At 61.9% G+C, this 21,207-nt stretch carries 22 protein-coding genes; 9 read left to right on the top strand and 13 right to left on the bottom strand.

Going from position 1 to position 21,207, the window contains the following annotated elements; genetic code table 11:
• The 4 genes from ACTHL0_RS01455 to ACTHL0_RS01440 form a co-directional block, all read left to right on the top strand.
• Nucleotides 1-194, top strand: a 194-nt coding sequence (locus ACTHL0_RS01455) for a hypothetical protein (RefSeq protein ID WP_440564802.1), incomplete at its 5' end; no start/stop codon positions are given.
• A gap of 31 nt (nucleotides 195-225) precedes the next feature.
• Entirely contained in the window at nucleotides 226-1,446 is a 1,221-nt protein-coding gene (locus tag ACTHL0_RS01450) for a CaiB/BaiF CoA transferase family protein (protein WP_440564805.1), read from the top strand.
• Nucleotides 1,443-2,429 (top strand): hydroxymethylglutaryl-CoA lyase, encoded by a 987-nt coding sequence (locus ACTHL0_RS01445; protein ID WP_440564801.1) that lies wholly within the window; start codon nucleotides 1,443-1,445, stop codon nucleotides 2,427-2,429. Before ACTHL0_RS01450 ends, ACTHL0_RS01445 begins: the two co-directional genes overlap by 4 nt.
• Nucleotides 2,430-2,733: 304 nt before the next feature.
• Complete coding sequence (locus ACTHL0_RS01440) at nucleotides 2,734-4,059, top strand: MFS transporter (RefSeq protein WP_440564804.1); 1,326 nt, start codon at nucleotides 2,734-2,736, stop codon at nucleotides 4,057-4,059.
• 194 nt (nucleotides 4,060-4,253) lie between these two features.
• On the opposite strand, the gene ACTHL0_RS01435 is transcribed toward ACTHL0_RS01440, so the two are convergent.
• The 12 genes from ACTHL0_RS01435 to ACTHL0_RS01380 all read right to left on the bottom strand — a co-directional run bounded on the left by ACTHL0_RS01435 (nucleotide 4,254) and on the right by ACTHL0_RS01380 (nucleotide 15,041).
• A complete protein-coding gene (locus ACTHL0_RS01435; protein ID WP_440564800.1) occupies nucleotides 4,254-4,991 on the bottom strand; it encodes a FadR/GntR family transcriptional regulator in 738 nt (245 codons plus the stop codon).
• A gap of 44 nt (nucleotides 4,992-5,035) precedes the next feature.
• Nucleotides 5,036-6,547 carry an arabinosylfuranosidase ArfA gene (arfA, locus tag ACTHL0_RS01430; protein WP_440564798.1) on the bottom strand — a complete coding sequence of 504 codons (1,512 nt, stop codon included), beginning with the start codon at nucleotides 6,545-6,547 and terminating at the stop codon, nucleotides 5,036-5,038.
• 22 nt (nucleotides 6,548-6,569) lie between these two features.
• A complete protein-coding gene (locus ACTHL0_RS01425; RefSeq protein WP_440564796.1) occupies nucleotides 6,570-7,901 on the bottom strand; it encodes an extracellular solute-binding protein in 1,332 nt (443 codons plus the stop codon).
• A 155-nt stretch (nucleotides 7,902-8,056) separates the two neighbouring features.
• Nucleotides 8,057-8,920 carry a carbohydrate ABC transporter permease gene (locus ACTHL0_RS01420; RefSeq protein WP_440564794.1) on the bottom strand — a complete coding sequence of 288 codons (864 nt, stop codon included), beginning with the start codon at nucleotides 8,918-8,920 and terminating at the stop codon, nucleotides 8,057-8,059.
• On the bottom strand, nucleotides 8,917-9,843 hold the full coding sequence (locus ACTHL0_RS01415; RefSeq protein ID WP_440564792.1) for a carbohydrate ABC transporter permease: 927 nt from the start codon (nucleotides 9,841-9,843) through the stop codon (nucleotides 8,917-8,919). Before ACTHL0_RS01415 ends, ACTHL0_RS01420 begins: the two co-directional genes overlap by 4 nt.
• Nucleotides 9,833-10,921: an ABC transporter ATP-binding protein gene (locus ACTHL0_RS01410; protein ID WP_440564790.1), complete on the bottom strand. Its 1,089-nt coding sequence runs from the start codon at nucleotides 10,919-10,921 to the stop codon at nucleotides 9,833-9,835. The genes ACTHL0_RS01415 and ACTHL0_RS01410 overlap by 11 nt, the downstream gene beginning before the upstream one ends.
• A gap of 366 nt (nucleotides 10,922-11,287) precedes the next feature.
• Nucleotides 11,288-11,926, bottom strand: a complete 639-nt coding sequence (locus tag ACTHL0_RS01405) for a carboxymuconolactone decarboxylase family protein (protein ID WP_440564788.1) — start codon at nucleotides 11,924-11,926, stop codon at nucleotides 11,288-11,290.
• The gene (locus tag ACTHL0_RS01400) at nucleotides 11,910-12,311 is read right to left on the bottom strand and encodes a putative quinol monooxygenase (protein ID WP_440564786.1); all 402 of its coding nucleotides are present in this window, start codon (nucleotides 12,309-12,311) and stop codon (nucleotides 11,910-11,912) included. The genes ACTHL0_RS01405 and ACTHL0_RS01400 overlap by 17 nt, the downstream gene beginning before the upstream one ends.
• A 44-nt stretch (nucleotides 12,312-12,355) precedes the next feature.
• Complete coding sequence (locus ACTHL0_RS01395) at nucleotides 12,356-13,045, bottom strand: type 1 glutamine amidotransferase domain-containing protein (RefSeq protein ID WP_440564784.1); 690 nt, start codon at nucleotides 13,043-13,045, stop codon at nucleotides 12,356-12,358.
• A 12-nt stretch (nucleotides 13,046-13,057) separates the two neighbouring features.
• The gene (locus ACTHL0_RS01390; protein ID WP_440564782.1) at nucleotides 13,058-14,107 is read right to left on the bottom strand and encodes an NAD(P)-dependent alcohol dehydrogenase; all 1,050 of its coding nucleotides are present in this window, start codon (nucleotides 14,105-14,107) and stop codon (nucleotides 13,058-13,060) included.
• Between the two features lie 26 nt (nucleotides 14,108-14,133).
• On the bottom strand, nucleotides 14,134-14,433 hold the full coding sequence (locus ACTHL0_RS01385; protein ID WP_440564780.1) for a superoxide dismutase: 300 nt from the start codon (nucleotides 14,431-14,433) through the stop codon (nucleotides 14,134-14,136).
• Nucleotides 14,434-14,471: 38 nt separating this feature from the next.
• Nucleotides 14,472-15,041: a flavodoxin family protein gene (locus ACTHL0_RS01380; protein ID WP_440564778.1), complete on the bottom strand. Its 570-nt coding sequence runs from the start codon at nucleotides 15,039-15,041 to the stop codon at nucleotides 14,472-14,474.
• Nucleotides 15,042-15,281: 240 nt separating this feature from the next.
• On the opposite strand from ACTHL0_RS01380, the gene ACTHL0_RS01375 reads away from it, so the two are divergent.
• Entirely contained in the window at nucleotides 15,282-16,283 is a 1,002-nt protein-coding gene (locus ACTHL0_RS01375; protein ID WP_440564776.1) for a LysR family transcriptional regulator, read from the top strand.
• 36 nt (nucleotides 16,284-16,319) lie between these two features.
• Here the strand turns inward: ACTHL0_RS01375 and ACTHL0_RS01370 are convergent, their stop codons facing one another.
• Nucleotides 16,320-16,844, bottom strand: coding sequence for a DUF2867 domain-containing protein (locus ACTHL0_RS01370; protein ID WP_440564803.1), 525 nt, complete (start codon nucleotides 16,842-16,844; stop codon nucleotides 16,320-16,322).
• Nucleotides 16,845-17,231: 387 nt separating this feature from the next.
• On the opposite strand from ACTHL0_RS01370, the gene ACTHL0_RS01365 reads away from it, so the two are divergent.
• From ACTHL0_RS01365 to ACTHL0_RS01350, 4 genes are all read left to right on the top strand, one after another.
• A complete protein-coding gene (locus tag ACTHL0_RS01365) occupies nucleotides 17,232-17,987 on the top strand; it encodes a DUF6875 domain-containing protein (RefSeq protein ID WP_440564774.1) in 756 nt (251 codons plus the stop codon).
• A gap of 148 nt (nucleotides 17,988-18,135) precedes the next feature.
• Complete coding sequence (locus tag ACTHL0_RS01360; RefSeq protein WP_440564773.1) at nucleotides 18,136-19,173, top strand: helix-turn-helix domain-containing protein; 1,038 nt, start codon at nucleotides 18,136-18,138, stop codon at nucleotides 19,171-19,173.
• Nucleotides 19,174-19,284: 111 nt separating this feature from the next.
• Complete coding sequence (locus tag ACTHL0_RS01355) at nucleotides 19,285-20,646, top strand: sigma 54-interacting transcriptional regulator (RefSeq protein ID WP_440564772.1); 1,362 nt, start codon at nucleotides 19,285-19,287, stop codon at nucleotides 20,644-20,646.
• Nucleotides 20,647-21,009: 363 nt separating this feature from the next.
• Nucleotides 21,010-21,207, top strand: a 198-nt coding sequence (locus ACTHL0_RS01350) for a hypothetical protein (RefSeq protein ID WP_440564771.1), incomplete at its 3' end; no start/stop codon positions are given.

The following is a 21,207-nucleotide window of genomic DNA, read 5'->3' as shown; positions in this document are numbered from 1 at the left end:
TTTTTTTTTTTTTTATTTTTGTGGCTGGGTTTTTTTTTTTGTGGTTTTTTTATTTTGGTTTTATTTTCAATAAAAATAAATATTTAACTACCCGCAGCTTGTTTTGGGTTTACCATAACCCACGCTGCGTGACTTTCGAATTCCGCGTCATCGGATCGCCACGGATAATCGGTGGCCATGGAAGTCGCGTTTGACGGCACGCAATTCAATCAGGAGACGAGATTCATGACGAGTAGTCGACGTTCGATCCCATTTTCTCCGGCGGCGCTTGACGGCGTGCGCGTGATCGAAATGGGGCAGTTGATCGCCGGCCCGTTCGCGGGAAAGACGCTGGGCGAGTTCGGGGCCGACGTCATCAAGATCGAAGCGCCCGGCGCGGGAGATCCGTTGCGGAACTGGCGCATGATCAAAGACGGCACGTCGGTATGGTGGCAAGTGCAGTCGCGCAACAAGCGCTCGATCGCACTCGATCTGCGCGACCCCGAAGGGCAGGAGATCGCGCGTTCGCTGATCGCGCAAGCCGACGTGCTGATCGAGAATTTTCGTCCGGGCACGCTCGAAGGCTGGGGCATGAGCTACGAGGCGCTGTCCGCGATCAACCCTCAGCTCATCATGCTGCGCATTTCCGGCTATGGACAAAGCGGCCCGTATCGCGATCTGCCGGGCTTCGGCTCGATCGGCGAGGCGATGGGCGGGCTGCGTCATCTCACGGGGGAACCGGGGCGCGTCCCGGTGCGCTGCGGCATTTCGATCGGCGATACGCTCGCGGCCTTGCACGGCGTGATCGGCGTGATGATGGCGCTCTACCATCGCGACGCGAATGGAGGCAAGGGGCAGGTCATCGACGTCGCGCTGCATGAAGCGGTCTTCAATGTCATGGAAAGCCTAATCCCCGAATACAGCGCCTTCGGCGAGGTGCGCGAGGCCGCCGGCAGCGCGTTGCCCGGCATCGCCCCGTCGAACGCGTATCGGTGCGATGACGGCTATGTGCTGATCGCGGGCAACGGCGACAGCATATTCCGTCGGCTGATGACGGTGATCGGCCGCGACGACCTCGCCGACGATCCGGCGCTCGCCGACAACGCGGGGCGCGTCGCACGCGTGGACGAACTCGATGAAGCGATCGGCGCCTGGACTGCCGGGCGCAGCGCGCAAGCGGCGCTCGACGCGCTCTCGGCGGCGCGCGTGCCCACGGGCAAGATCTACTCGGCCAAGGACATTGCCGAAGATCCGCACTACCGCGCGCGCGACATGATCGTGCGCCAGTCCACGCGCGATGGTTACGACATCGACGTGCCCGGCATTGTGCCGAAGCTCACAGGCACGCCGGGGACGATCCGCGTCAGTGCGCCGAAGCTCGGCGACGACACCGAGGCGGTATTGCAGCAATTCGGGTATGCGCAGTCGAGGATCGATGCCCTGCGCGTGAAGGGGACAATCGCATGATCACCACTACAACGATGGAAAGAAACGGCCGGCGCGTCTATTTGAATGAGGTCGCAACGCGCGACGGGTTTCAGGCGGAAGGCGCGTTCGTTCCGACGCAAGAAAAGATCGCGCTCATCAACGCGCTGTCTCGCGTGGGGTTCGCCAAGATCGAAGTGACCGCGTTCGTGTCGCCGCGCGCGATCCCCGCGCTGAGCGACGCCGAAATCGTGCTGCGCGAGATCGAGCGTGACTCGCGTGTGCGCTACACCGCGCTTGTCCCGAATGTGCGGGGCGCGGAAGGTGCGATCGAGGCGAGGGCGGACGAACTCAATCTCGTCATGTCTGCGAGCGAAAGCCACAACCTATCGAATTTACGTATGACGCGCGAACAATCGTTCGACGCACTGCGTGAGGTCGCTCGTCTTGCTCGCGAGGCGGGCGTGGCGCTCAACGTCTCGCTCTCTTGCGCGTTCGGCTGCCCAATGGAGGGCGATGTCAGCGAGCAAACCGTGCTGCATTGGTCGCAGCGCTTCGTCGAAGAACTGCAAGTGCGCGGCGTGACGTTGTGCGACACGACGGGGATGGCCTATCCGCCTCAGGTGGAGGCCTTGACGCGCGCGTTCGCGGCGCGGTGGCCGTCCACCGAATTGGCGCTGCATTTCCATAACACGCGCGGCATGGGGCTCGCCAATGTCCTGGCCGGCATCGACGGGGGCGCCACGCAATTCGACGCGTCGCTTGGCGGCATCGGCGGCTGTCCTTACGCCCCCGGCGCCAGCGGGAACGTCTGCAACGAAGACATCGTGCATGCCTTGGAATGGATCGGTCATGACACGGGCATTGATCTGGACGCCGTGCTGGCCGCGACGAAACGGCTGCCAGCTTTACTCGGGCACGACACGCCGAGTCAACTCGCCAAGGCGGGACGACGCCTGGATCTGCATGCGAGGCCGTCCGATTTTGATGCGATAGCCGAGCGCGCCAGAGCCCGGCAGGCCTGACGCAACCCAATTTCGTGGCGGCGCTCGGTCCCGTGCGTCGCTTGATTTTGACCCAATGAGACCGGAAATGTACTCGAATAAGCCGGTGCCAACTTTATCCGGAGACGACGTGGAGACTGATTCGAACTACCGTGCGGGAGGTGCCGATGCGCCCGTGCCGCATATGAACCCATCCGATAGCCGATCGGACCGCGCGCATGCGGCTAAAAGCGGCGCTCGATCGCCCGAGGTGATGAACTTGCGCAAGTCGGCGGAGTTCGCCGCGCGATTCGATCGCTTGCCGCGGTCGCGTACCGTTTGGCTGATGGTGATCCTGCTGTCGCTCGGCGGTGTCTTCGAGTTTTACGATTTGTTCTTCACCGGGTACGTGGCGCCAGGGATGATTCATTCCGGCCTGTTTACTCCCGAATCGCTCGGTTTCTTTGCTTCGTTGGGGGCGCTCAAGGTCGCCGGATTCGGTACATTCGTGTTTTCGACCTTCGCTGGCCTTTGGGTGGGCACACTCGCGTTCGGCCAGATCGCGGACCGGTTCGGCAGGCGGCCAATCTTCACCTGGTCGCTGATCTGGTACGTGCTCTGCACGACGATCATGGCGTTTCAGACGACGGGCCTCGGGCTGAACCTCTGGCGCTTCGCCGCGGGCATTGGCATCGGCATCGAACTCGTGACGATCGATACGTACATCTCGGAGCTGATCCCGAGCGGCGAGCGCGGACGCGCTTATGCGGTCAATCAGGTCATCACGTTTTCGGCCGTGCCCGTGGTCGCGTTCCTGGCCTATATCCTCAAAGATACCCGCCCGCTGGGGCTCGATTACTGGCGCGTGGTGATCCTGATCGGCTCAAGCGCGGCCATCGTCGTGTGGCTCTTGCGACGCCGCATTCCGGAAAGCCCGCGTTGGCTGGCGCGCCATGGCCGGATCGAAGAAGCCGAGCGCATTCTTGCTGACATTGAGCGGCGCGTGACGGTGGAGAAAGGCGTCGCGCTGCCCGCACCGCGGCCGCTTCAACCGGAGAAGGAAGGGCGCGGTTCGCTGGCCGAAGTATTGCGCAAGCCCTATCTGAAGCGCACGGTCGCCATGTCGATCTTCAACATGGCGCAGGTCATCGGGTTCTACGGCTTCGCGGCCTGGGTGCCGACGCTGCTGGTGAGTCGCGGGGTACACGTGACCGCCAGCCTGGCCTATGCGTTCGTCATCGCGCTGGCCAACCCGTTCGGGCCGCTGCTCGGCGTATGGTTTGCCGACAAGTTCGAGCGCAAGACGCAAATCGTCGCGAGTCTGTTGATCATGGGCATCGTCATCGTGCTGTTCTCGCAGGCCTCGTCGACGGGATGGTTGATCGCGCTCGGGATCCTGTTCACGCTGGCGGCGAATATCATGTCGTTCGCTTATCACGGCTATCAGGCCGAACTCTATCCGACGCGCGTTCGCGCTCGGGCCATTGGCTTCGTCTACTCGTGGAGCCGCCTGTCGGCGGCATTCGCTGGGCTCGCGATCGGCGTGCTCTTGCAAGGCTATGGGGTGCCGGGCGTCGCGACGTTCATCGCTATGTCCATGCTGATCGCTATCGCGATGATCCTAATGGGGCCGCGTACCCGCGGCCTGGCGCTGGAAAACATCAGCCACTGAGCGGGCACGGGCCCGGCCGAGCGCCGGGCATGCACGAATGTAATTTTGTGCCGTTCCCGACGAAGGAGCGAAGGTTCGCGAGCGTACGAAACGATCTCTCGTTCAAACGCTTTGCCTGCCGTTGATCTTGAGTTAGCGTGCGCTTGTCCCCACCGCAAAGCTGATTGCCGGCACGTCGCCGCGCTAAAAGCACATCAAGGCGCGATTGTGTAGCGCAGAATCCGGTCACGCGAAGATTCGAGCAGGCGTGTCATCGCCGCCGAAGCCTCGTCGGCTTCGCGTGCCACGATATGCCGGCGCACGGCATCGTGCAGTTCCAGGTCTTCGCTCGGTTGGGCGGCCTGGCGCTGCATCATTTCCGACGACACGCGCAGCGCCGCCTTGATGGCGTTGCCGATTGTGATGAACATGCCGTTTTGCGAGGCCGTGATGATCGCGAGATGGAACTCGAGATTCGCGTCGGCGGCCGCGCGGATATTCGAGGCACCCTGCTGGGCTGATTGGCCGCAGGCAGCCGCGAGTTCAAGGTAGCGCCGCTCGATAATCTGGAACGTCTCTTCCTTGCCATGGCGCGCGGCCAGGAAGCTTGCGCGCGGCTCAAAGCAAATACGCATTTCGAAAATGTCTTCAACGATCTTCGAGTCGAACTGCGCGTTCAGCCGCCACGCGAGCACGTCGCGGTCGAGCAGGTTCCAGTCGGAGAAAGGCAGGACACGTGTGCCGATTTTCGGCGAAACTGCGATCAGCCGCTTGCTGGCCAGCTGCTTGATCGCTTCGCGCAGTGTGGTTCGGCTCACGCCGTACGCGCTGCACAGTTCGCTTTCGACTGGCAGCGCGTCGCCGGGCGCGAACTCGCCCGAGACCACGCGCATGCCGATTATCTTGGCGATCTGCGTCGTCATATTGCCAACGATCGGTTCGCGCTCGAACATTACTTTCCCTTCATAGACTCGTGCACAAGCATGTCCGTACTGCGCTATCTGGCGGTCGTGACAATCACGTTCCATGAGCCCGGCTTGAGCCTGGCGCGCACGCGTTCCCCGTCGACCAACACGGCGTCATTGACCGATGGCGCCACCGTCGTGGGCGCATCCACCGTGTTCACCGCCTTCATGTTGGCATGATACAACTCGATGGCGTGGTCGAGCGTTCGCGCTTTGCCGAGGCCACGCAACTCGATGTCGAGTTCCATTTCGTCGGTCAGATGGCGGTTGAGCGCGAAGATGGCCGTCGTGCCCGTGGCGCGATCGTCCACGACCGCGGCGCAAAGGTATGGAATCTCCGGAAAGGTCTCCGCTTCGTAGCTGGCCGATTCGATCACGGGCTTGAGTACGCGGCCATGGCCGAATTTCGACGCGTGCGAAAACGGATGGAAGATGGTCTGGCGCCACGCCCGGCCACCCGGCTCGGTCATGATCGGGCCGATCACGTTGACGAGTTGCGCGAGGCAGGCGGTCTTCACGCGGTCGGCGTTGTTCATCATCGTGATGAGCGCGCCGCCCACCACGATGGCGTCTTCGTGGTTGTAGACCTCCTCGATGAGCCGTGGCGCCTCGGGCCAGCCCGGCTTGCGCAGGTCGTTGATGGTGCGCGCCTTGTACCAGACATTCCACTCGTCGAACGAAAGCATGATGCGCTTCGACGAATGCTTGCGCGCCGCCACGCTGTCTGCCACCGAGACGATTTCCTTGATGAACAGATCCATGACTTCGATGTTGCCGAAGAATTCCGCGGTCGAGTCGCGCCGGTTCTCGAAGTACGTATGCAGCGAAATAAAATCGACCTGTTCGAAACAGTGGTCGAGCACGCGATCCTCCCACTTGCCGTAGGTGGGCATCTCGTGCGTGGACGAGCCGCACGCCGCAAGCTGGATCGTGGGATCGACCGAGCGCATGAGCTTGGCCGTTTCAAGTGCGGCGCGTCCGTATTCCTCGGCGGTTTTGCGGCAGATTTGCCACGGGCCGTCCATCTCATTGCCCAGGCACCAGAACTTGATGTCATGAGGCTTTTCGTAACCGTGCTCGTGACGCAGGTCGGACAGCGCCGTGCCGCCCGGGTGGTTGCAATATTCGACGAAGCGGCGCGCCTCGTCGGGGCCGCGCGTGCCGAGGTTCACGCCGTACATCGGTTCGATGTCGAGCGCTCGGCACCACTCGATGAACTCGTTGGTGCCGAACTGGTTGGTTTCGGTCGAATACCATGCGAGATCGAGGCGGCGCGGACGCTTTTCGCGCGGGCCCACGCCGTCTTCCCAGTTGTAGCCGGACAGGAAGTTGCCGCCCGGGTAACGCACGATCGTCGGGCCGAGCTCGCGGGTGAGCGCCATCACGTCCTTGCGGTAGCCGCGCTCGTCGGCTTCCGGATGCCCGGGCTCGAAAATCCCGGTGTAGACGCAGCGGCCCATGTGTTCGACGAAGACGCCGAACAGGCGCCTGTCGAGATCGGAAATGACGAAGTCGCGATCGACGATGAGGCGGGATGCGATCATGGTGTTCCTCTAGTGTCTAGTGTTATCGCGCGAGCAAGGCGTTGGTGCGTTGTTCCGCTTCCTTCTGCACGTCGACGACAGACTTGCCGGTCGAGAGCATGTTGCTGATCTCTTCGCCCACGATCTGCTGAATCGCGAACTGGCGGGGCGCGGTATTCGGCAACGCATAGCCGGTGGTGGAGATCTCCTTGATTTCCGAGCGATGCGGCAACGCGTTAAACGTCGCGCTGCTGATGATTGACTGGCGCGCGGGGAGGTGCCCCGTGCGTGCCCAGTCGCCGTCGTGGTCGTACAGGAACTTGAGGAATACGAAGGCGGCGTGGCGCGTTTTTTCGTCCTTCGCTCCGCCCTTGAGCATGACCCACGAGTGCCCGTCGGCCCATACAGCCTTCTTCTGGAAGAGATTGGGGAATGGCACAACGTCGTAGCCGTCGGCGAGCGCAGTGCCGGACTTTTTCGAAAGATTCGTGAAGTCCTCGATCACCCACGTGCCGCACATGAGGACGCCCGCCTTGCCGTTTTCGAAGGCCTGGTTCGCCGCGCCATAGTCGAGCCCCGGTGTAATGTCACCCGCTTTCATCAGCTTGTCGTCGAGCGTGAGCGCGTTGGTGGCGGCCGGTGTGTGCAAGTCGATCTTTGTCGGGCCGTTGGGGAACAGCGTGCCGTTCTGCTGATAAACCCACGTGTAGAAGGTGCGTGTTTGCGCGGCCGATTCATTGGCGATTGGCACCGCGAAATAGGGTAGGCCCGTTTTCTCCTTGAACTGCTTCGCCTGCGCGAGCAGTTCGTCGGGCGTTTTCGGCAGGACTGGCTTGCCGCTCGAGTCGACGAGGCCCGCCTTCTTGAACAGGTTCACGTTGATGTGCCAGAGCCACGAATGCGTGTCGAACGGCAACGCATAGGTCTTGTCGCCGAACGTGACGGCACGGCGCGCTTGGCTCGTGAAGTCGTTCTTGTCCACGCCGACCGACTTGAAGCCGTCGTCGAGCGGCTCGACCAGATTACGTTTCACGTAGTCACCCAGCACGGCCTCGTGCATGACCGAGACCGTCGGCACGTTGCGGCTGAGAATGCGCGCGTCGAGTTGCGTGTAGTAGGGCGTCCATTCGATGATCTGCGGCTTGACGACGATGTCTTCCTTGTTCGTCGCGTTGAACTGGTTCACAAGTGACGTGATGATGCCGCACTCGCCGGAGGCCTTGCTCACGTCGTTCACGTTGCCGTATTCCGCGTCGCAGGCGCCGAAAAAACGCGACAGCGTGATTTCCGTTTTGGCTTGGGCCGGTGCTGCAAGGGTCGCCGCGAGGCCGAGCGCAGCAAGCGCGAGCGCGTCGCGCACCAACGATCTATTCATGTCTCTCTCCTGGAAAAACCGATGGCATGCGATTCATGCATGCTCGCGGGCGATTTTTGTTTGTATTGCGAACCAACCGTGACGGATCGAAGCACGGCCTGGAGTTGGCGCCTTTTCGCCTGGCGTGCTGCCGCATGCTTGCTGATGACCTGTGGCTAGCGCACTGCTGTGCCGGACACGGCCGCCACGATGTACTTCTGGAAGAACAGATACAACACGAAGATGGGCAGGCCGGCGAAGATCGCCTGCGCCATCAGGTAGCCAATGCCTTCGGACTGGGCGAAATTTCCTTGCGTGGAAGCGAGCCCGATCGTCAGCGTATACATCTCCGGCTTCGATGCGGAGACGAGCGGCCACAGATAGTCGTTCCATGCACTGAGAAACGTGAAGATCGCGAGCGTGGCCTGCGCGGGCAGCGAGAGCGGAAGCACGATGCGCCAGAACACCTTGAAGCGCGACGCGTTGTCGAGCAACGCCGCTTCCTCGATCTCGATGGGCACGGCCTTGAAGTACTGCGTCATGAGGTAGACGCCGAACGGCGAGGCGAGGCGCGGCAGGATCAAGGCGCCGTAGGTGTTGTGCCATTCGAGCGTGGCGAAGATATGGTGCAGCGGAATCACGAGCGCCTGCTCGGGCACCGCGAGGCCGCAGAGGCAGAGGACGTAGAGATAGCGCCGGCCCGGAAACTCCGTACGCGCAAAGCCGTAGCCCGCAAGCGACGCGATCACGAGCGTGAGCAGCGTCTGGCCGATCGAAACGATGAGACTGTTGACAAGCCATCCGCCAATCGCCGAGGTGTGGAGGATGTTCGTATAGTTCTGCAGCGTGAACGGCGGCGAAAAGAGCACGTCCGTGTGCTGCTCGAGAAAGGCGTTCGGCTTGAACGAGAGGCACAGCACCCAGACGAGCGGAGTGATCCAGAGCAGCGCGAGCACGATCACCGCGCCAAGCATCAGGCGGTCGCCCAGGCGTCCGGTCAGCGAGCCGCGTGGGCGCGTTTCGAAAGCGAGGGTGCTCATGCCTTCTCCTTCTTGCGCAGAAGCCAGGCCTGCGCGGCCACGCCGATCAACATCAGCGCGAACAGCACTTGCGCCGCCGCTGCGGAATAGCCGAACGACCATTGACGGAAGCCGGTTTCGTAGATGAATTGCACGAGCGGGCGCGTCGAATTGTTGGGGCCGCCGTCCGTGAGCAACTGCGCCTGGCCGAACAACTGGAACTGCAGCACCGCCTCGATCACTGCAACGAGCGCGACGGTACGCCAGATGGAAGGCAGGGTGATTTTCGTGAATGTGCGCCAGCGCGTTGCGCTGTCCAGCGCTGCGGCCTCGTAAAGCTCCTGTGGAATCTGCTGGAGCGCTGCAAGGAACAGCATCATCGGCAGACCCATGATCCACCAGAGCGTGACGACTGCGATGGCGGGTAGCGCGGTGGCCTCGTGAATCAGCGGAACGAATTCGGGTAGGTGGAGCGCGCGGCTCACGTCGGCGAGCAGGCCGTTACCGGGCATCATCACCAGCTTCCAGACCAGCGCGACGATCGTGACCGATAGCACAGAAGAGCCGAAAAAGAGCGCGCGCAGCGCCGCGCCGAAGCGGCCTGGACGGTTCAGCACCAGCGCCAGCGCAAGGCCGAGCAGTACGAAAACGGGCACCGTGAGGATGACGAAATAAAACGTGTTGCGCAGCGCGCCGCGGAATATCGGGTCGAGCGCCAGATCGAGGTAGTTGCGGATGCCGATGAAGTCGCTCGTGCCGGCGAGCAAATCCACGCGTTGCAGGCTGAGCCACCAGCCGAAGCTTAACGGGACGATCAGCAGCAGCACATAGACGATCACGAACGGCAGCACGAACAATGCATTGGACCATGGCGCGAGCGTGTTGCGCCGCCAACCTTCGCGCGTAGTCGACAGCGGCGTGGCGAGCGAGCGGTTAGTGGCCATGCCATGCCTTGCCGGCTTCATCGAACAGATGCAGGTGCGCCGCGTCGAGACTCATGCGGATCGAGTCGCCGGTTTCTATCTCGAGTTCGAGCGCGCGCGGCAATTCGGCCACGAGCAATTGACCGTTGGGCATGCTCACATGCGCGAGAGAGCGGTCGCCGAGCCTTTCGATCACTTCGGCGCGGCCAAGCAGCGGCCCTTGCGGATCGAGCAGCACGTGCTCGGCGCGTACGCCCAACGTGAGCTTGCCTGCTGGAACGCTCGCTGCATCAATGGCGGTGGGCGTTTGCACGCCATCGAACGGCAGGGCGACGATCAGCCGGCCGCCGTTGTCGCCTGCGCGCTCGACGTCGACGAAGTTCATGGCCGGCGTGCCAATGAAGCCGGCGACGAAGCGCGTGGCGGGGCGCTTGTAGATATCGAGCGGCGCGCCGATTTGCTCGATACGGCCTCGGTTCATGACGACGATCCGGGTGGCGAGCGTCATGGCTTCCACCTGATCGTGGGTGACGAACACCATGGTGGAGTGCAGGCGTCGATGGATGCGCGCGAGTTCGAGTCGTGTGCGGGTGCGCAGCGCGGCGTCGAGGTTGGAGAGCGGCTCGTCGAACAAAAATGCTTCCGGCTCCTTGACGACGGCCCTGCCGATTGCGACACGTTGACGCTGCCCCCCGGAAAGCTGTGCCGGACGGCGCTGCAGCAGCGAGCCGAGTTCAAGCATGCGCGCCGCCTCGTTGATGCGCTGCTCGACTTCGCCCGCACTCACGCCCGTATTGCGCAGACCGAACGCCATGTTGTCGTAGACGGTCATGTGCGGGTAGAGCGCGTAATGCTGAAATACCATCGCGACGCCGCGTTTGCCCGGCGGCTGGTCATTCACGTGCCGGTCGCCAATGCTGATGTGACCGTCGCTCACGGTTTCGAGGCCGGCGATCATGCGCAGCAAGGTGGATTTTCCACAGCCCGAAGGACCGAGAAAAACGAGGAATTCGCCCGAATGAATGTCAAGGTCGAGGCCGGTGATCACCTCGGTTTCGCCATACCGCTTCGTTACGCCGCTCAATCGGATACCCGTCACGGTGCCTCCGGGGAGTAGTCTCGTTCCGCCGCATTAGTGCGTTGATATTATGAAAGGATGAGCCGTGTCACCCATTCGTGTAAACACTGACGGTCGATGTTACGGAGGGCGGCTTTGATGCGGGCATTCGCTACGGCGGGGCAGGAAGGAGGCGGGACAGGACGCGGCAGGCAGGAGGCAGGAGGCAGGAGGCAGGAGGCAGGAGGCAGGAGGCAGGAGGCAGGAGGCAGGAGGCAGAGGCACAGGGTGGCAGGGGAGGCAGGTCGAGGAGGGCAGAGGACCGGAGGACGAGGCGTACCCCGTCCGAAGACACGATTGCTCGGCGGCTTTGCGCGAAGCTTCGTTGGGTTGTGGCCGGTGCGAAGGTTAATGCTGTCCGCGTAGCGCCGATTGCGCTCGTTCGCTGGCATCCAGGCTGACCCGCTCGGCGAGCACCTGCACAAGGTGCCGCAATTGACCGGCGCTCACACCCACGTTCATGCTGATGCGCATATGGGCCTGCAGTTGAGGCTCAGTGCCTGACATGACGGCGAGTGCCGCGACAGTTGCCAACTCGCGGCTTTGCCAGTCGAGGTTGTCGCGACAAAAGATATCGCCGAATAGATGCGTCTTCAAATACAGACTGATTGCGGGTGCGAATTCGAACAAAGGGCCGGTGACTGGCGCGCCCGCGAGCTTGGTTTGATTCTCGGTGCCAGCCTCCAGCAAAGCTTCGCCGACGGGGACGGGGCCTGGCTCGCGGCCCTGGACATCCGCGGTCCCTTGCTCTTTGCGCGTCTGGAGGAGCTTCATCAGTGCGGTCAGCGCGTTCAGGCTCCGAGGAAAGCCGGCATACGCATACAGTTGCGTGAGGATTTCCTTGCAATCGCTGATCGATAAGCCCGCATCCAACGCTTGGCCCAATGCAACGTTCAGGCGTGACAGGTCGCCGGTGGCGGCATAGGCTGCCATCGGAACGATCGCTTCCTGCTGCGGGGAAAGTGATGGCTCAGTGGTCATGGTCATGGGTTCTCTGTGTTGTCGCGGCTGTCCAGTGCGCCTTGGCGCCCAGCGCGACGGGGTCGACTTCCAGAAATGTTCGCGACGTCACCATCGCCTGCGTGTCGCTGAAAAACTTCTGGAAATGAGGGGTATTCCGGTGTGCGTGGTACGCCGCTTCACTTTCGTACATCTCGAAGACGATAAAGCGGTAGGGGGTGTCCCGGTGCGCAACCGCATGCAGCGCATACACGCCGGGCTCCGCACGCACGGAAGCGGCTGCGTTCTCCTGAAGCGCGATCTTGAAGCTCGCGAGGTGCTCGGGATCGACATCCAGTTGCGCAATGCGCACATAAGGCGCCGCAGCCTGTTGTTCACCGGCGGTCGCCGTCCACCATTCCAAGATTTGCATTTTGTTTCCGCAGAACGTGTTCCTCGATGGCGACGATCTTCATCTCAGGACTTCGCAGTAAGCTGCTCGACGATCGCTTCGCCCACGCCGTGAGCCGAAGCGGGATTCTGTCCGGTGATGAGCCGGCCATCCACGACCACGTTCGCCGTCCAGTTCGGCGCTGGCTGATGCAGCGCGCCTCGTTGTTTGAGCGTCGACGCGAGCAGGTAAGGCACGACGTGCGTGTACTTGACCTCGGCTTCCTCGTCGTCGGTGAAGGCTGCGAGTCTCTTGCCCGCGACGAGATGACGGCCGTCGGCGAGCGTCGCATTCACGAGCGCGGCCGGGCCGTGGCAGACGGCGGACACGATGCCTCCGGCTTCATAGATGGCGCGAATGACGCGCTGCACGGCCGCGCTGTCGGCGAAGTCCCACATCGTGCCATGACCGCCTGCGAAGAAGACCGCCGAGTAGCGAGCGGGATCGACTTCGCTGAGTACGAGCGAATGGGCAAGCGCCTCGCGGAACGGTGCGTCGTGCCAGAAACGATCGTTGACCGGATCGCTGAGATCGAAGAAGTCGATCGGCGGATGCCCGCCGCGGACCGATGCAATCTCGACCGGGATGCCCGCCTTGCCGAAAACATCGAGCGGATGCGTGAGCTCGACCATGGCGAAGCCGGTGGGCTCGCCGGTATCGCCTCGTATCGGGTGGCTCGTAACGACGCACAAAACGGGCTTGATGCGATTGGCCATGTGCCTGCTCCTTTACGACTTGAGGGACGCCATGTCGATGACGAAGCGATACTTCACATCGCTCTTCAACATGCGCTCATAGGCTTCGTTGATGTGTTGGATGGCAATGACTTCGACGTCCGAGACGATGCCGTGCTGCCCGCAGAAGTCGAGCATCTGCTGGGTTTCGAGCACACCGCCGATGAACGAACCCGAAATGGCTCTGCGACCGCGCACCACGCTTCCGGCGTTGACGGGCGTTCCGAGCGGCCCCATATAACCGACCAGCACAAGGACGCCTTCGAGCTTTAGTGTCGGCATGTAAGGGTTGACGTCGTGGTCATAGGGCACGGTGTCGATAATCACGTCGAACCGTCCCGTGACCGCCGCCATCTGACGCGCTTCGCTTGACAGGACCACGTGGTCGGCACCTAGGCGAAAGGCATCCCCCTCCTTGCCGGACGAACGCGTGAACAACGTGACGTCGGCGCCCATGGCCTTCGCCAGCTTCAATGCCATATGACCCAGACCGCCGAGGCCGATCACCGCGACTTTGCTTTGCGGGCCCACGTTGAAGCGATGCAGAGGAGACCAGGTGGTGACGCCTGCGCACATCAGCGGCGCGGCACCGGCCAGATCGAGCCCATCGGGAATGGACAAAACGAATCGGTCTCTGACGACGATCGAATCCGAATAGCCGCCAAAGGTCACGGCGCCATCGTGGCGATCGGTGCTGTTGTAGGTGAAGGTCGCACCTTCGGCGCAATCCTGCTCCCATCCTTGCCGGCAAGCCTGGCAGTACTGGCAGGAATCCACCATGCAGCCGACGCCGACAACATCGCCCACCTTGATGCGGCTGACGTTCTCGCCGACTTGCCGCACTCGTCCAACGATCTCGTGACCCGGCAGGATTGGGTAGATCGTGAAGCCGCCGTGGTTTCGAGCCAAGTGCAGATCCGTATGGCATACCCCGCAAAACAGAATGTCGATGAGGACATCGTCCGACCGGAGCGCTCGCCGTTCGAAGGAGAAAGGCGCAAGGGCGCTCGTGGCCGAGGAGGCGGCATAGCCTGAAGCGTTCATGGTCGTTACTCCCAAGGCCGGAGATGTCAGGCGTTATCCGAAGCGAAGAGCTGTTGCCAGCCTTTGAAGGCTCCCAGCGGGATCACGTCCCAGTCGATCAGCCCCGCCTTGGCAAGCGGAAATTCGCGCAATGCCTGTCTGGCGGCGTCGATCGAATCGGCCTCGGCGATGATGGCCACGCCAGGGCGGTCCTGGCGGAAATAGATGTCGCGGATGGCCCCGCTCGTATAGAGCTTCCAGGCGTGGCGCGTTTCGTCCTTCATATGCGGCTGATACTTCTCCGGGCTGGCGCCGGGCAGGGGAACGTCGAGGCAAAGGAATTTCATCGGTCAGGTCTTCTGAGTAGAGAAAGCAGAATTGGGCATCAAACCGATTGCAGCCGACGGACGGTCTTAGCCACCCGCTGCCCGAGGTAGGCCGCGGTTTCCAGATCGCTCCGGATGGGCGTGTCGTCTGGTCCTTGGTCGCCGTTGGATTGCGCCATCGCGCCCAGCCAACTGCCTAATCGGTTAAGGTCGTGCACGGTACCGCGGCTCGTGTCGTTGCCGGGCTTCAGATCGAGTCCGACCCACAGCATGCCGTGTTGCGCCGCGAACAACGCCATCGAAATCAGCGAGTGCAGCTTGTCGCCGTTTTGCGCGCCCGAATTGGTAAAGCCGGCGGCCACTTTATTGCGCCACTTCATGTCGATCCAGGCGAGCTTCGTAGAGTCCTCGCAGAACTGCTTGAAGCGCGCGCTCGGTGCGCCGTTATAGGTGGGGGCGCCAAAGACAATGGCGTCGCTTGCCTCGAGCGTGCCCCAGGGAATGTGTCCTTCGGACACCGGGATCAGTTGCGCGTGCATACCCGCCACGCGCCGCACGCCCGCCGCTACGCTGTACGCTTGTTTGGCGGTATGGCCGTAGCCGCTGTCATAGACGATCGAAATCTGCATTCGGATGTTTTCGACAAAAAGAAAAAGGAAAGAGCAGCAACGTCAATCGCGGCAGACGTGCGAGGCGCTCGCTTTGACTGGAAACGATGCTACTGTGGAACGGTGTGCTCAAGTGGCGATGGTTTTTCCCACCTTTGTAGAACTGGGCGCTACCAAGCGCCTATTTGAAAGCGTTATCGTTCGGTTTCGCGTGCGCGGGGAGCCAACCGCCTGCTTGCTGTTTCGATGAGGGATGGGCTGATGAAAATGGACATGCGAGGCCGTCTGGACGGCGTGGCGGTATTCGTGGAGGCGGTGGAAGCGGGCGGGTTCGCGCGCGCAGCGGAACGCTTGGCGCTATCGCGATCCGCCGTGGGCAAAGCCATCGCTCGCCTGGAAAGCCGCCTCGGCGTTCGGCTTTTCCATCGCACAACGCGCACCCAGAACTTGACCGAGGACGGCCAGATCTACTACGAGCGTTGCCTGCGGGCGATCGAGGAGCTGCGCACAGCCGAATCACTGCTGGAATCCGGCAAGCAGGAAGTTGCCGGGCGCCTTCGCATCACGATGCCCGTGCTGTTCGGACGGTACTGTATTGCGCCGATCCTGCTGGATCTGGCGCGCCAGCATCCGAAGCTGGAACTGGAATTGAGCTTTAGCGACAGACCCGTCGAGATCATCAGCGAGGGTTTCGACCTGGGTATCCGCAATGGTGCACTCGGCGAGGCGACGGGGCTTTGCGCAAGGCCTCTGGCCACGCAACCCAAGATATTGTGCGCGGCTCCAGACTATTTAAACGCGCGCGGCGAGCCGGAGACAATCGAAGCGCTGGCCGCTCACGATGTGCTGCTTCACTGGCGCACGGGCGCTCCCTATCCCTGGTTATTGCCCGATGCGGATGGGCGCCTGATTGAAGTCAGGCCCGCGTCGCGGCTTAGGTTCGATGATCTCGAAGTGACGGCCGACGCGGCGGCGGCGGGGATGGGCATCGCCTGGTTGCCGCGTTGGCTCGTGCGCAATCGTATCGAGGCGGGAGCACTCGTTGCCCTGTGGGAGGATCGGCCGGCAGCTTCCATGGATACGCATGCAATTTGGCCGGCGGCGGACTACATGCCGCTGCGTGTACGCCTTGCGATCGATACCCTCGTCGAGAACTTGCCGCGCGCGATCGGCGTCGAGGCGCCTGTCGCTCGGCCTGGCTGGAACGCGCAACGTATCACAGCCGGCCCTTCTTCGGCCAAGAGAAGGCGTCGGACGGGCTAACGCTCGGAGATTCGGAGCCGGCACCGCAACGCAAGATCAACATCCCGCCGCAGGCCACCCGAGCTCCCGCGCTCGACGCAGCGACGCTCGCACGACCATTCGATGGAAAGGTGCAATGAGGCCGATGTAGGCGCGGCCCAGCAGGCGATTGTAGAAGACGAGCGTGGTCAGAACCAGCCGGCGAGGGCTGCCTTGCGATGCCGGCTGTACGAGGATCGACACACGGAAATCAAGATGCAGATCGTCCTCTCCGATGACGATCTCTTGATCGTATCGTTCGAATACCCGAAAGATGCTGATCCGGTCGCCACCCAGCGCCTGGAGATCGACCGCTCGCTTAAGGCCGAAAGGCCGCACCAACGTGTCCCGCACTCGCAGGAGCGCGGCAATCCAGGCGGGCTGCTGCGCGAAGATGTGTCTCGCAAGAGACTCGACGTCATAGCCGCTGGATTCCGACAGATTCACCGAAAACGCATCGGCGAAATCAGCCCGACCATAGAATGAAGCTAACCGTGACGCCGATGGCAAGCCGACCTGCTCAATAGTGTCGAATTTATGCATGTTTGATTCACAAATGCAGTGCTTCGGTGCGATGCGTCGGATTTGCGCAATAACGGCGTCAACCATTCACGGCATGAGCCATTCAGATGCGCAGCGGCCGTTGGCCGAGAATAGCGCTGCCCAGTCTTTCTGTCACGCAAACGACGGTTTCACGCACGGCGCATGAGGTCGCGGTGCGCGTTGAAGGCCCGGCTGCGATGACCTACCGCAGCTGGCTGACGCCGAGAGGCGCTAGGGGTTATGCGCCAATTTTCGCGCCGATATTGCGCCGCACCCTACAAACCCGGATATTTGCCGCGTATTCGACTCGCTCGCGACGGGCGGCACGTTTTTTTTTTGCGGTCGCGCCGGCGAACATGAAAACGATCTGATTCGGTACTCGACGACATGATGGTCAGAACAAATTTCGATCCGACTCGACTGGCGATCGCCGAAACGTTGCTCGCCATGGAGCGATCGCTATGCTTGTCGACGAACGTCGCTGCCGTTCAGGACGCGGACGTTCGCGCCGCATTTCAACGGGGGCTCGATTGGATAGAGCGTTTCGTGATGCAGCCTCACCCCCATCTCGGGCGCAAAGGTGCCGTGTGCCCGTTCGCCAAGCCGGTGCATGAAGGAAAGCTGTTGTACTTCTGCGCCATCGACTGCCGTCAGATCGGCTTCGACCTGTTTCTCGAAGTCATGATGAACGTTCCCGCGCTCTTCGGCAGAATCGCCGAGCAGATCGCGGCGCGTCGCGATTTGCTATCGCTTTGCATTTTCCCGATCAACTTGTCCGCAAGCGATTACTACAAGTTTATCGATTGCGCGCATTCGATCGTGAAGCCGATCTATATGGTGTCGGGATTGATGATCGGGGAGTTTCATCCGATGAGCACGGCGATAGGTGCCCATTCAGATCGGATCCGCCCCTTGCGGGCGGATGTTCCGTTCTTCGCGATCCGATCGATGGCGGTTCATGACAATCTGTTCATCGATCGCGAAACGAGTTCCGCAGGACAGCGCATCCACGAACTCGAATGCTATCTGCGCTGGGTAAGCGGTTCGTTGTCACCTGATGATATCGCCCGCTATCGGGCTCGTGTCGACGAACTCAAGACCCGATTGGTCAGCAACGACGAATACGCAGCTGTCGCGATTTGACGCGTGTTCCCGTTGGCATGTCAAAAACGCTCAAGGCATTCGCGCGGGTCCGGCCGGCGAAGCCTGCCAAATCTTCCGGTGAGGAAAATGGTAGATGCTAGTTCGATGCCCCCGGGCAGCGTAATTTCACGTACCAGACGGAGGAGCGATGTATCTCTGGAAAACTGACGCTCAGTCCGCGACTTCCCAGGGCCGGTTCGTAGCGGACGGAAATTCGCAAGCGGCGCGCAAGGCGGCCGCGGCGGACAGCTTAAGCAATTGCCGGATTGGCGTGGTGATCAGCGACGATTGTTCGTCGAGCGACGTCGCCAAAGTCTTGGCGCGCACGTGCGACCATTTCGGCGCCGAACGCGGGCCCGCCAATAAGGTCGGCAAGTTCAGCATCACCATCATCGCGGGGCGCACCGGTTTCGTGCTTCGTGAGAACGCGTGTCTTCCCGTCTGGTGCGAAGCCATCTGCGACGTCGATCCGCTGCAGTTTCACTATTTCGTCGTGCCCAAATCCGGCAAAGGGACGATGGATCCCAGGCCCGAGGTCGTCGAGTGGCTGGCGCGCGCCGGGGCCAGCGGCAAGATCATCGTGCTGTCTCTCGAGGCTGATGCCGCTCAGGAGAGCAAATCCGAAGCGCTTGCCGATCCGCAAGCCAAGCCGCAGGCGCCTGAGGCCGGCGTTGTGCGCGAAGCGGATCAAAGCGAAAGCGAGGAAGAGGAGACGAGCGCTGACAGCGCGGGCGAGGTGACACGTTCAAGCGATGCGTCGCAAGCGGGTAGCGTGTTCGATAAGCCCGCGCCTAGCGAGCGGATCAAGGCGACTGTCGCATGGCTCAACGAAAATTACGGCAGCCGCGTCTCCATTTCGAACATGGCCGAGCACGCTTTGATGAGCGAGCGCAATTTCCTGCGGCGCTTTCGGGCGGAGATGGGCCATACGCCGCATGAATACCTTTCGCAGGTTCGACTCGAAAGCGCGCGGCAACTACTCGTGACGACGGCGCTGCCCGTCGATAAGATCGCGCGTCATTGCGGGCTGTTCAATGGCGATCATCTCCGCAAGCATTTCTTGAAGCGCTTCGGGATGAGTCCCGCCGAATATCGAGCGGCCCGTTTCAACGCATTGCACGCGCTGGGCAGTGCGGGTGCGAATGCCGATCCGGAGCTGGATCCGGATCCGGACCCGGATCGGTAGCGATGGCTTATTCACGCTTTCTTCACCGGGCGAATGGGATCGGGGCTCCGTGGGCCTATCGTGCGCAGCTTTGTGCCGATCCGGCGCGTCCGCATAACTGGCGATGACACGATGAGAGATGTCGAACAAGCTGGAGCGCTGGATATCTACGTTCTTGAAGGCGGTATCGATCTGGTGCAGCGGGTGAGTCGATGCTTCGACCGGGTGAACGTCAATGTCATTCCCATCGACGAGTTGATGACTTGCCCGGTCGTGACGGGTACGCACAAGTCGGTCGCGGTCATCAGTACGCGTGCCATAGGCGCAGGCGCGGCGATGCTCGAGGAATGCCAGCGCGCGAGCGTGATGCCCGTCGTCTGGGTGGGGGAATCCGAGCTGCCGTCCGAGCTGGCAGATCATGCTGCTCTACACGTGCTGCCGCTCGAGTTCACGGCGGCCGCGTTGCGCGACATGGTGACCAAACTTGTCGCGAGCATGCCGACGGCGGCGCTTGCGCGCGAGGCAAACCCGTTCATTGCGCATTCGCAGTGTATGCGTGCGCTCCTGCATGAAATCGATATGTTTGCGGATTGCGACACCAATGTGCTGATTCGAGGCGAGACGGGTGTCGGCAAGGAGCGTGTGGCCAAGCTGCTTCATACGAAGCATTCGCGCCGCGGGCGCGGGGCGTTCGTCGCCGTCAACTGCGGCGCGATACCGGACGGCCTGTTCGAGTCGCATTTTTTCGGTCACGCCAAGGGCGCCTTCACGGGTGCGGTGAGCGCGCACCGAGGCTATTTCGAACAAGCCCACGAAGGCACGCTCTTTCTGGACGAAATCGGCGATCTTCCGTTGCACCAGCAAGTCAAGCTGTTGCGCGTGCTGGAGGACGGTGCCGTGACGCCAATCGGGTCGACCGTACCGGCGAATTTGAATCTTCGTATCCTCGCGGCGACGAACAAGGATTTGCCGCGCCTCGTGGCGGACGGCTCGTTCCGAGCCGATCTCTACTATCGGCTTGCCGTCATCGAGGTGTATGTGCCGTCGCTTCACGAGCGCGGGGTGGCCGATAAGATCGGCATTTTTCGCTCGGTCATCGGCTCGCTGTTCGGCGATGATTTGCTCGCCACGCTGCCCGATATGCCGCCCTGGCTTGTCGACGCAATCTCGAAGATGCGTTTTCCCGGGAACGTGCGCGAGCTTCGCAATTTGGCGGAGCGCATCGGTGTGACCGTGCGGCAGATGCGCTCGTGGGATCCGCTGCGGCTGCAGTCGGTGCTTGCCCACGCGCAGCGGACGCAAGCCGCGCTGTCGGAGCGCAAGGATGCCGTTGCGCGGTGGGACGTTGCCGATCGCACACGTGTGCTCGATGCACTGGCGACGAACGGGTGGCGGCGGCAAGATACCGCCCACTACCTGGGCATCAGCCGCAAGGTGCTGTGGGAAAAGATGCGCAAATACCAAATATCCGACCCTGAGAGGGCCAGGGTATAGGTGCTCCGGCGGTTTGATCCAACCGCCGCTCCGCGCGACATGCCGTTCCCGGGCCGTTCAAAAATCAATCTCATCGCCATACGCGAGGCCGTTGGCCGTTCGGATGGCTATCGACCCACGCCTATCGGGCGCGAGAATGGGTTGTCGGCTCATGCGCTGCCGGCAGATCGTGCCAAGCGCATTGACGACGGACTTTGATTGCGCCTGCCGCATCGAACCCATTGAAGCCGCGATGCCCGGCTCGCATTGAATGCGAACCGGCTTGGGATCGTTGCCGCAGGTGCTGGGATACGGCGCCGCCGTCGCGGCGACTAACCAACGCGGGCGATGGTGTCGCCCACAGCGGCAAGGATCTATTCAGCGATGAAACATGAGATGAAGGTCAGGGTGCGCGAGGGGGACAGCGCAGGGGCAAATGCGCGGCGGGCGGCTCGCGTCCGGGTGCATTGTCGGCCCGTCTGGGTGCTGGCGCGGGGCCCGTTGCGAACGGGCGCTCGCCTGGGCGGGCAGATCGCGTGCCGGGGGTATCAGTTGTCAGATTTGCAATCATTGATTAAAATG

The sequence above is a fragment of the Trinickia sp. genome, assembly GCF_051961175.1.
Classification (GTDB): Bacteria; Pseudomonadota; Gammaproteobacteria; order Burkholderiales; family Burkholderiaceae; genus Trinickia.
This window is presented reverse-complemented; position numbering and strand designations above follow the sequence as displayed.

Excerpts from the sequence above, each read along its gene's own strand:
- ACTHL0_RS01450 (WP_440564805.1), top strand. The coding sequence starts at position 226 with ATGACGAGTAGTCGACGTTCGATCCCATTTTCTCCGGCGGCGCTTGAC.
- ACTHL0_RS01445 (WP_440564801.1), top strand. The coding sequence starts at position 1,443 with ATGATCACCACTACAACGATGGAAAGAAACGGCCGGCGCGTCTATTTG.
- ACTHL0_RS01440 (WP_440564804.1), top strand. The coding sequence starts at position 2,734 with ATGGTGATCCTGCTGTCGCTCGGCGGTGTCTTCGAGTTTTACGATTTG.
- ACTHL0_RS01435 (WP_440564800.1), bottom strand. The coding sequence starts at position 4,991 with ATGTTCGAGCGCGAACCGATCGTTGGCAATATGACGACGCAGATCGCC.
- arfA (WP_440564798.1), bottom strand. The coding sequence starts at position 6,547 with ATGATCGCATCCCGCCTCATCGTCGATCGCGACTTCGTCATTTCCGAT.
- ACTHL0_RS01425 (WP_440564796.1), bottom strand. The coding sequence starts at position 7,901 with ATGAATAGATCGTTGGTGCGCGACGCGCTCGCGCTTGCTGCGCTCGGC.
- ACTHL0_RS01420 (WP_440564794.1), bottom strand. The coding sequence starts at position 8,920 with ATGAGCACCCTCGCTTTCGAAACGCGCCCACGCGGCTCGCTGACCGGA.
- ACTHL0_RS01415 (WP_440564792.1), bottom strand. The coding sequence starts at position 9,843 with ATGGCCACTAACCGCTCGCTCGCCACGCCGCTGTCGACTACGCGCGAA.
- ACTHL0_RS01405 (WP_440564788.1), bottom strand. The coding sequence starts at position 11,926 with ATGACCATGACCACTGAGCCATCACTTTCCCCGCAGCAGGAAGCGATC.
- ACTHL0_RS01400 (WP_440564786.1), bottom strand. The coding sequence starts at position 12,311 with ATGCAAATCTTGGAATGGTGGACGGCGACCGCCGGTGAACAACAGGCT.
- ACTHL0_RS01395 (WP_440564784.1), bottom strand. The coding sequence starts at position 13,045 with ATGGCCAATCGCATCAAGCCCGTTTTGTGCGTCGTTACGAGCCACCCG.
- ACTHL0_RS01390 (WP_440564782.1), bottom strand. The coding sequence starts at position 14,107 with ATGAACGCTTCAGGCTATGCCGCCTCCTCGGCCACGAGCGCCCTTGCG.
- ACTHL0_RS01385 (WP_440564780.1), bottom strand. The coding sequence starts at position 14,433 with ATGAAATTCCTTTGCCTCGACGTTCCCCTGCCCGGCGCCAGCCCGGAG.
- ACTHL0_RS01380 (WP_440564778.1), bottom strand. The coding sequence starts at position 15,041 with ATGCAGATTTCGATCGTCTATGACAGCGGCTACGGCCATACCGCCAAA.
- ACTHL0_RS01375 (WP_440564776.1), top strand. The coding sequence starts at position 15,282 with ATGAAAATGGACATGCGAGGCCGTCTGGACGGCGTGGCGGTATTCGTG.
- ACTHL0_RS01370 (WP_440564803.1), bottom strand. The coding sequence starts at position 16,844 with ATGCATAAATTCGACACTATTGAGCAGGTCGGCTTGCCATCGGCGTCA.
- ACTHL0_RS01365 (WP_440564774.1), top strand. The coding sequence starts at position 17,232 with ATGATGGTCAGAACAAATTTCGATCCGACTCGACTGGCGATCGCCGAA.
- ACTHL0_RS01360 (WP_440564773.1), top strand. The coding sequence starts at position 18,136 with ATGTATCTCTGGAAAACTGACGCTCAGTCCGCGACTTCCCAGGGCCGG.
- ACTHL0_RS01355 (WP_440564772.1), top strand. The coding sequence starts at position 19,285 with ATGAGAGATGTCGAACAAGCTGGAGCGCTGGATATCTACGTTCTTGAA.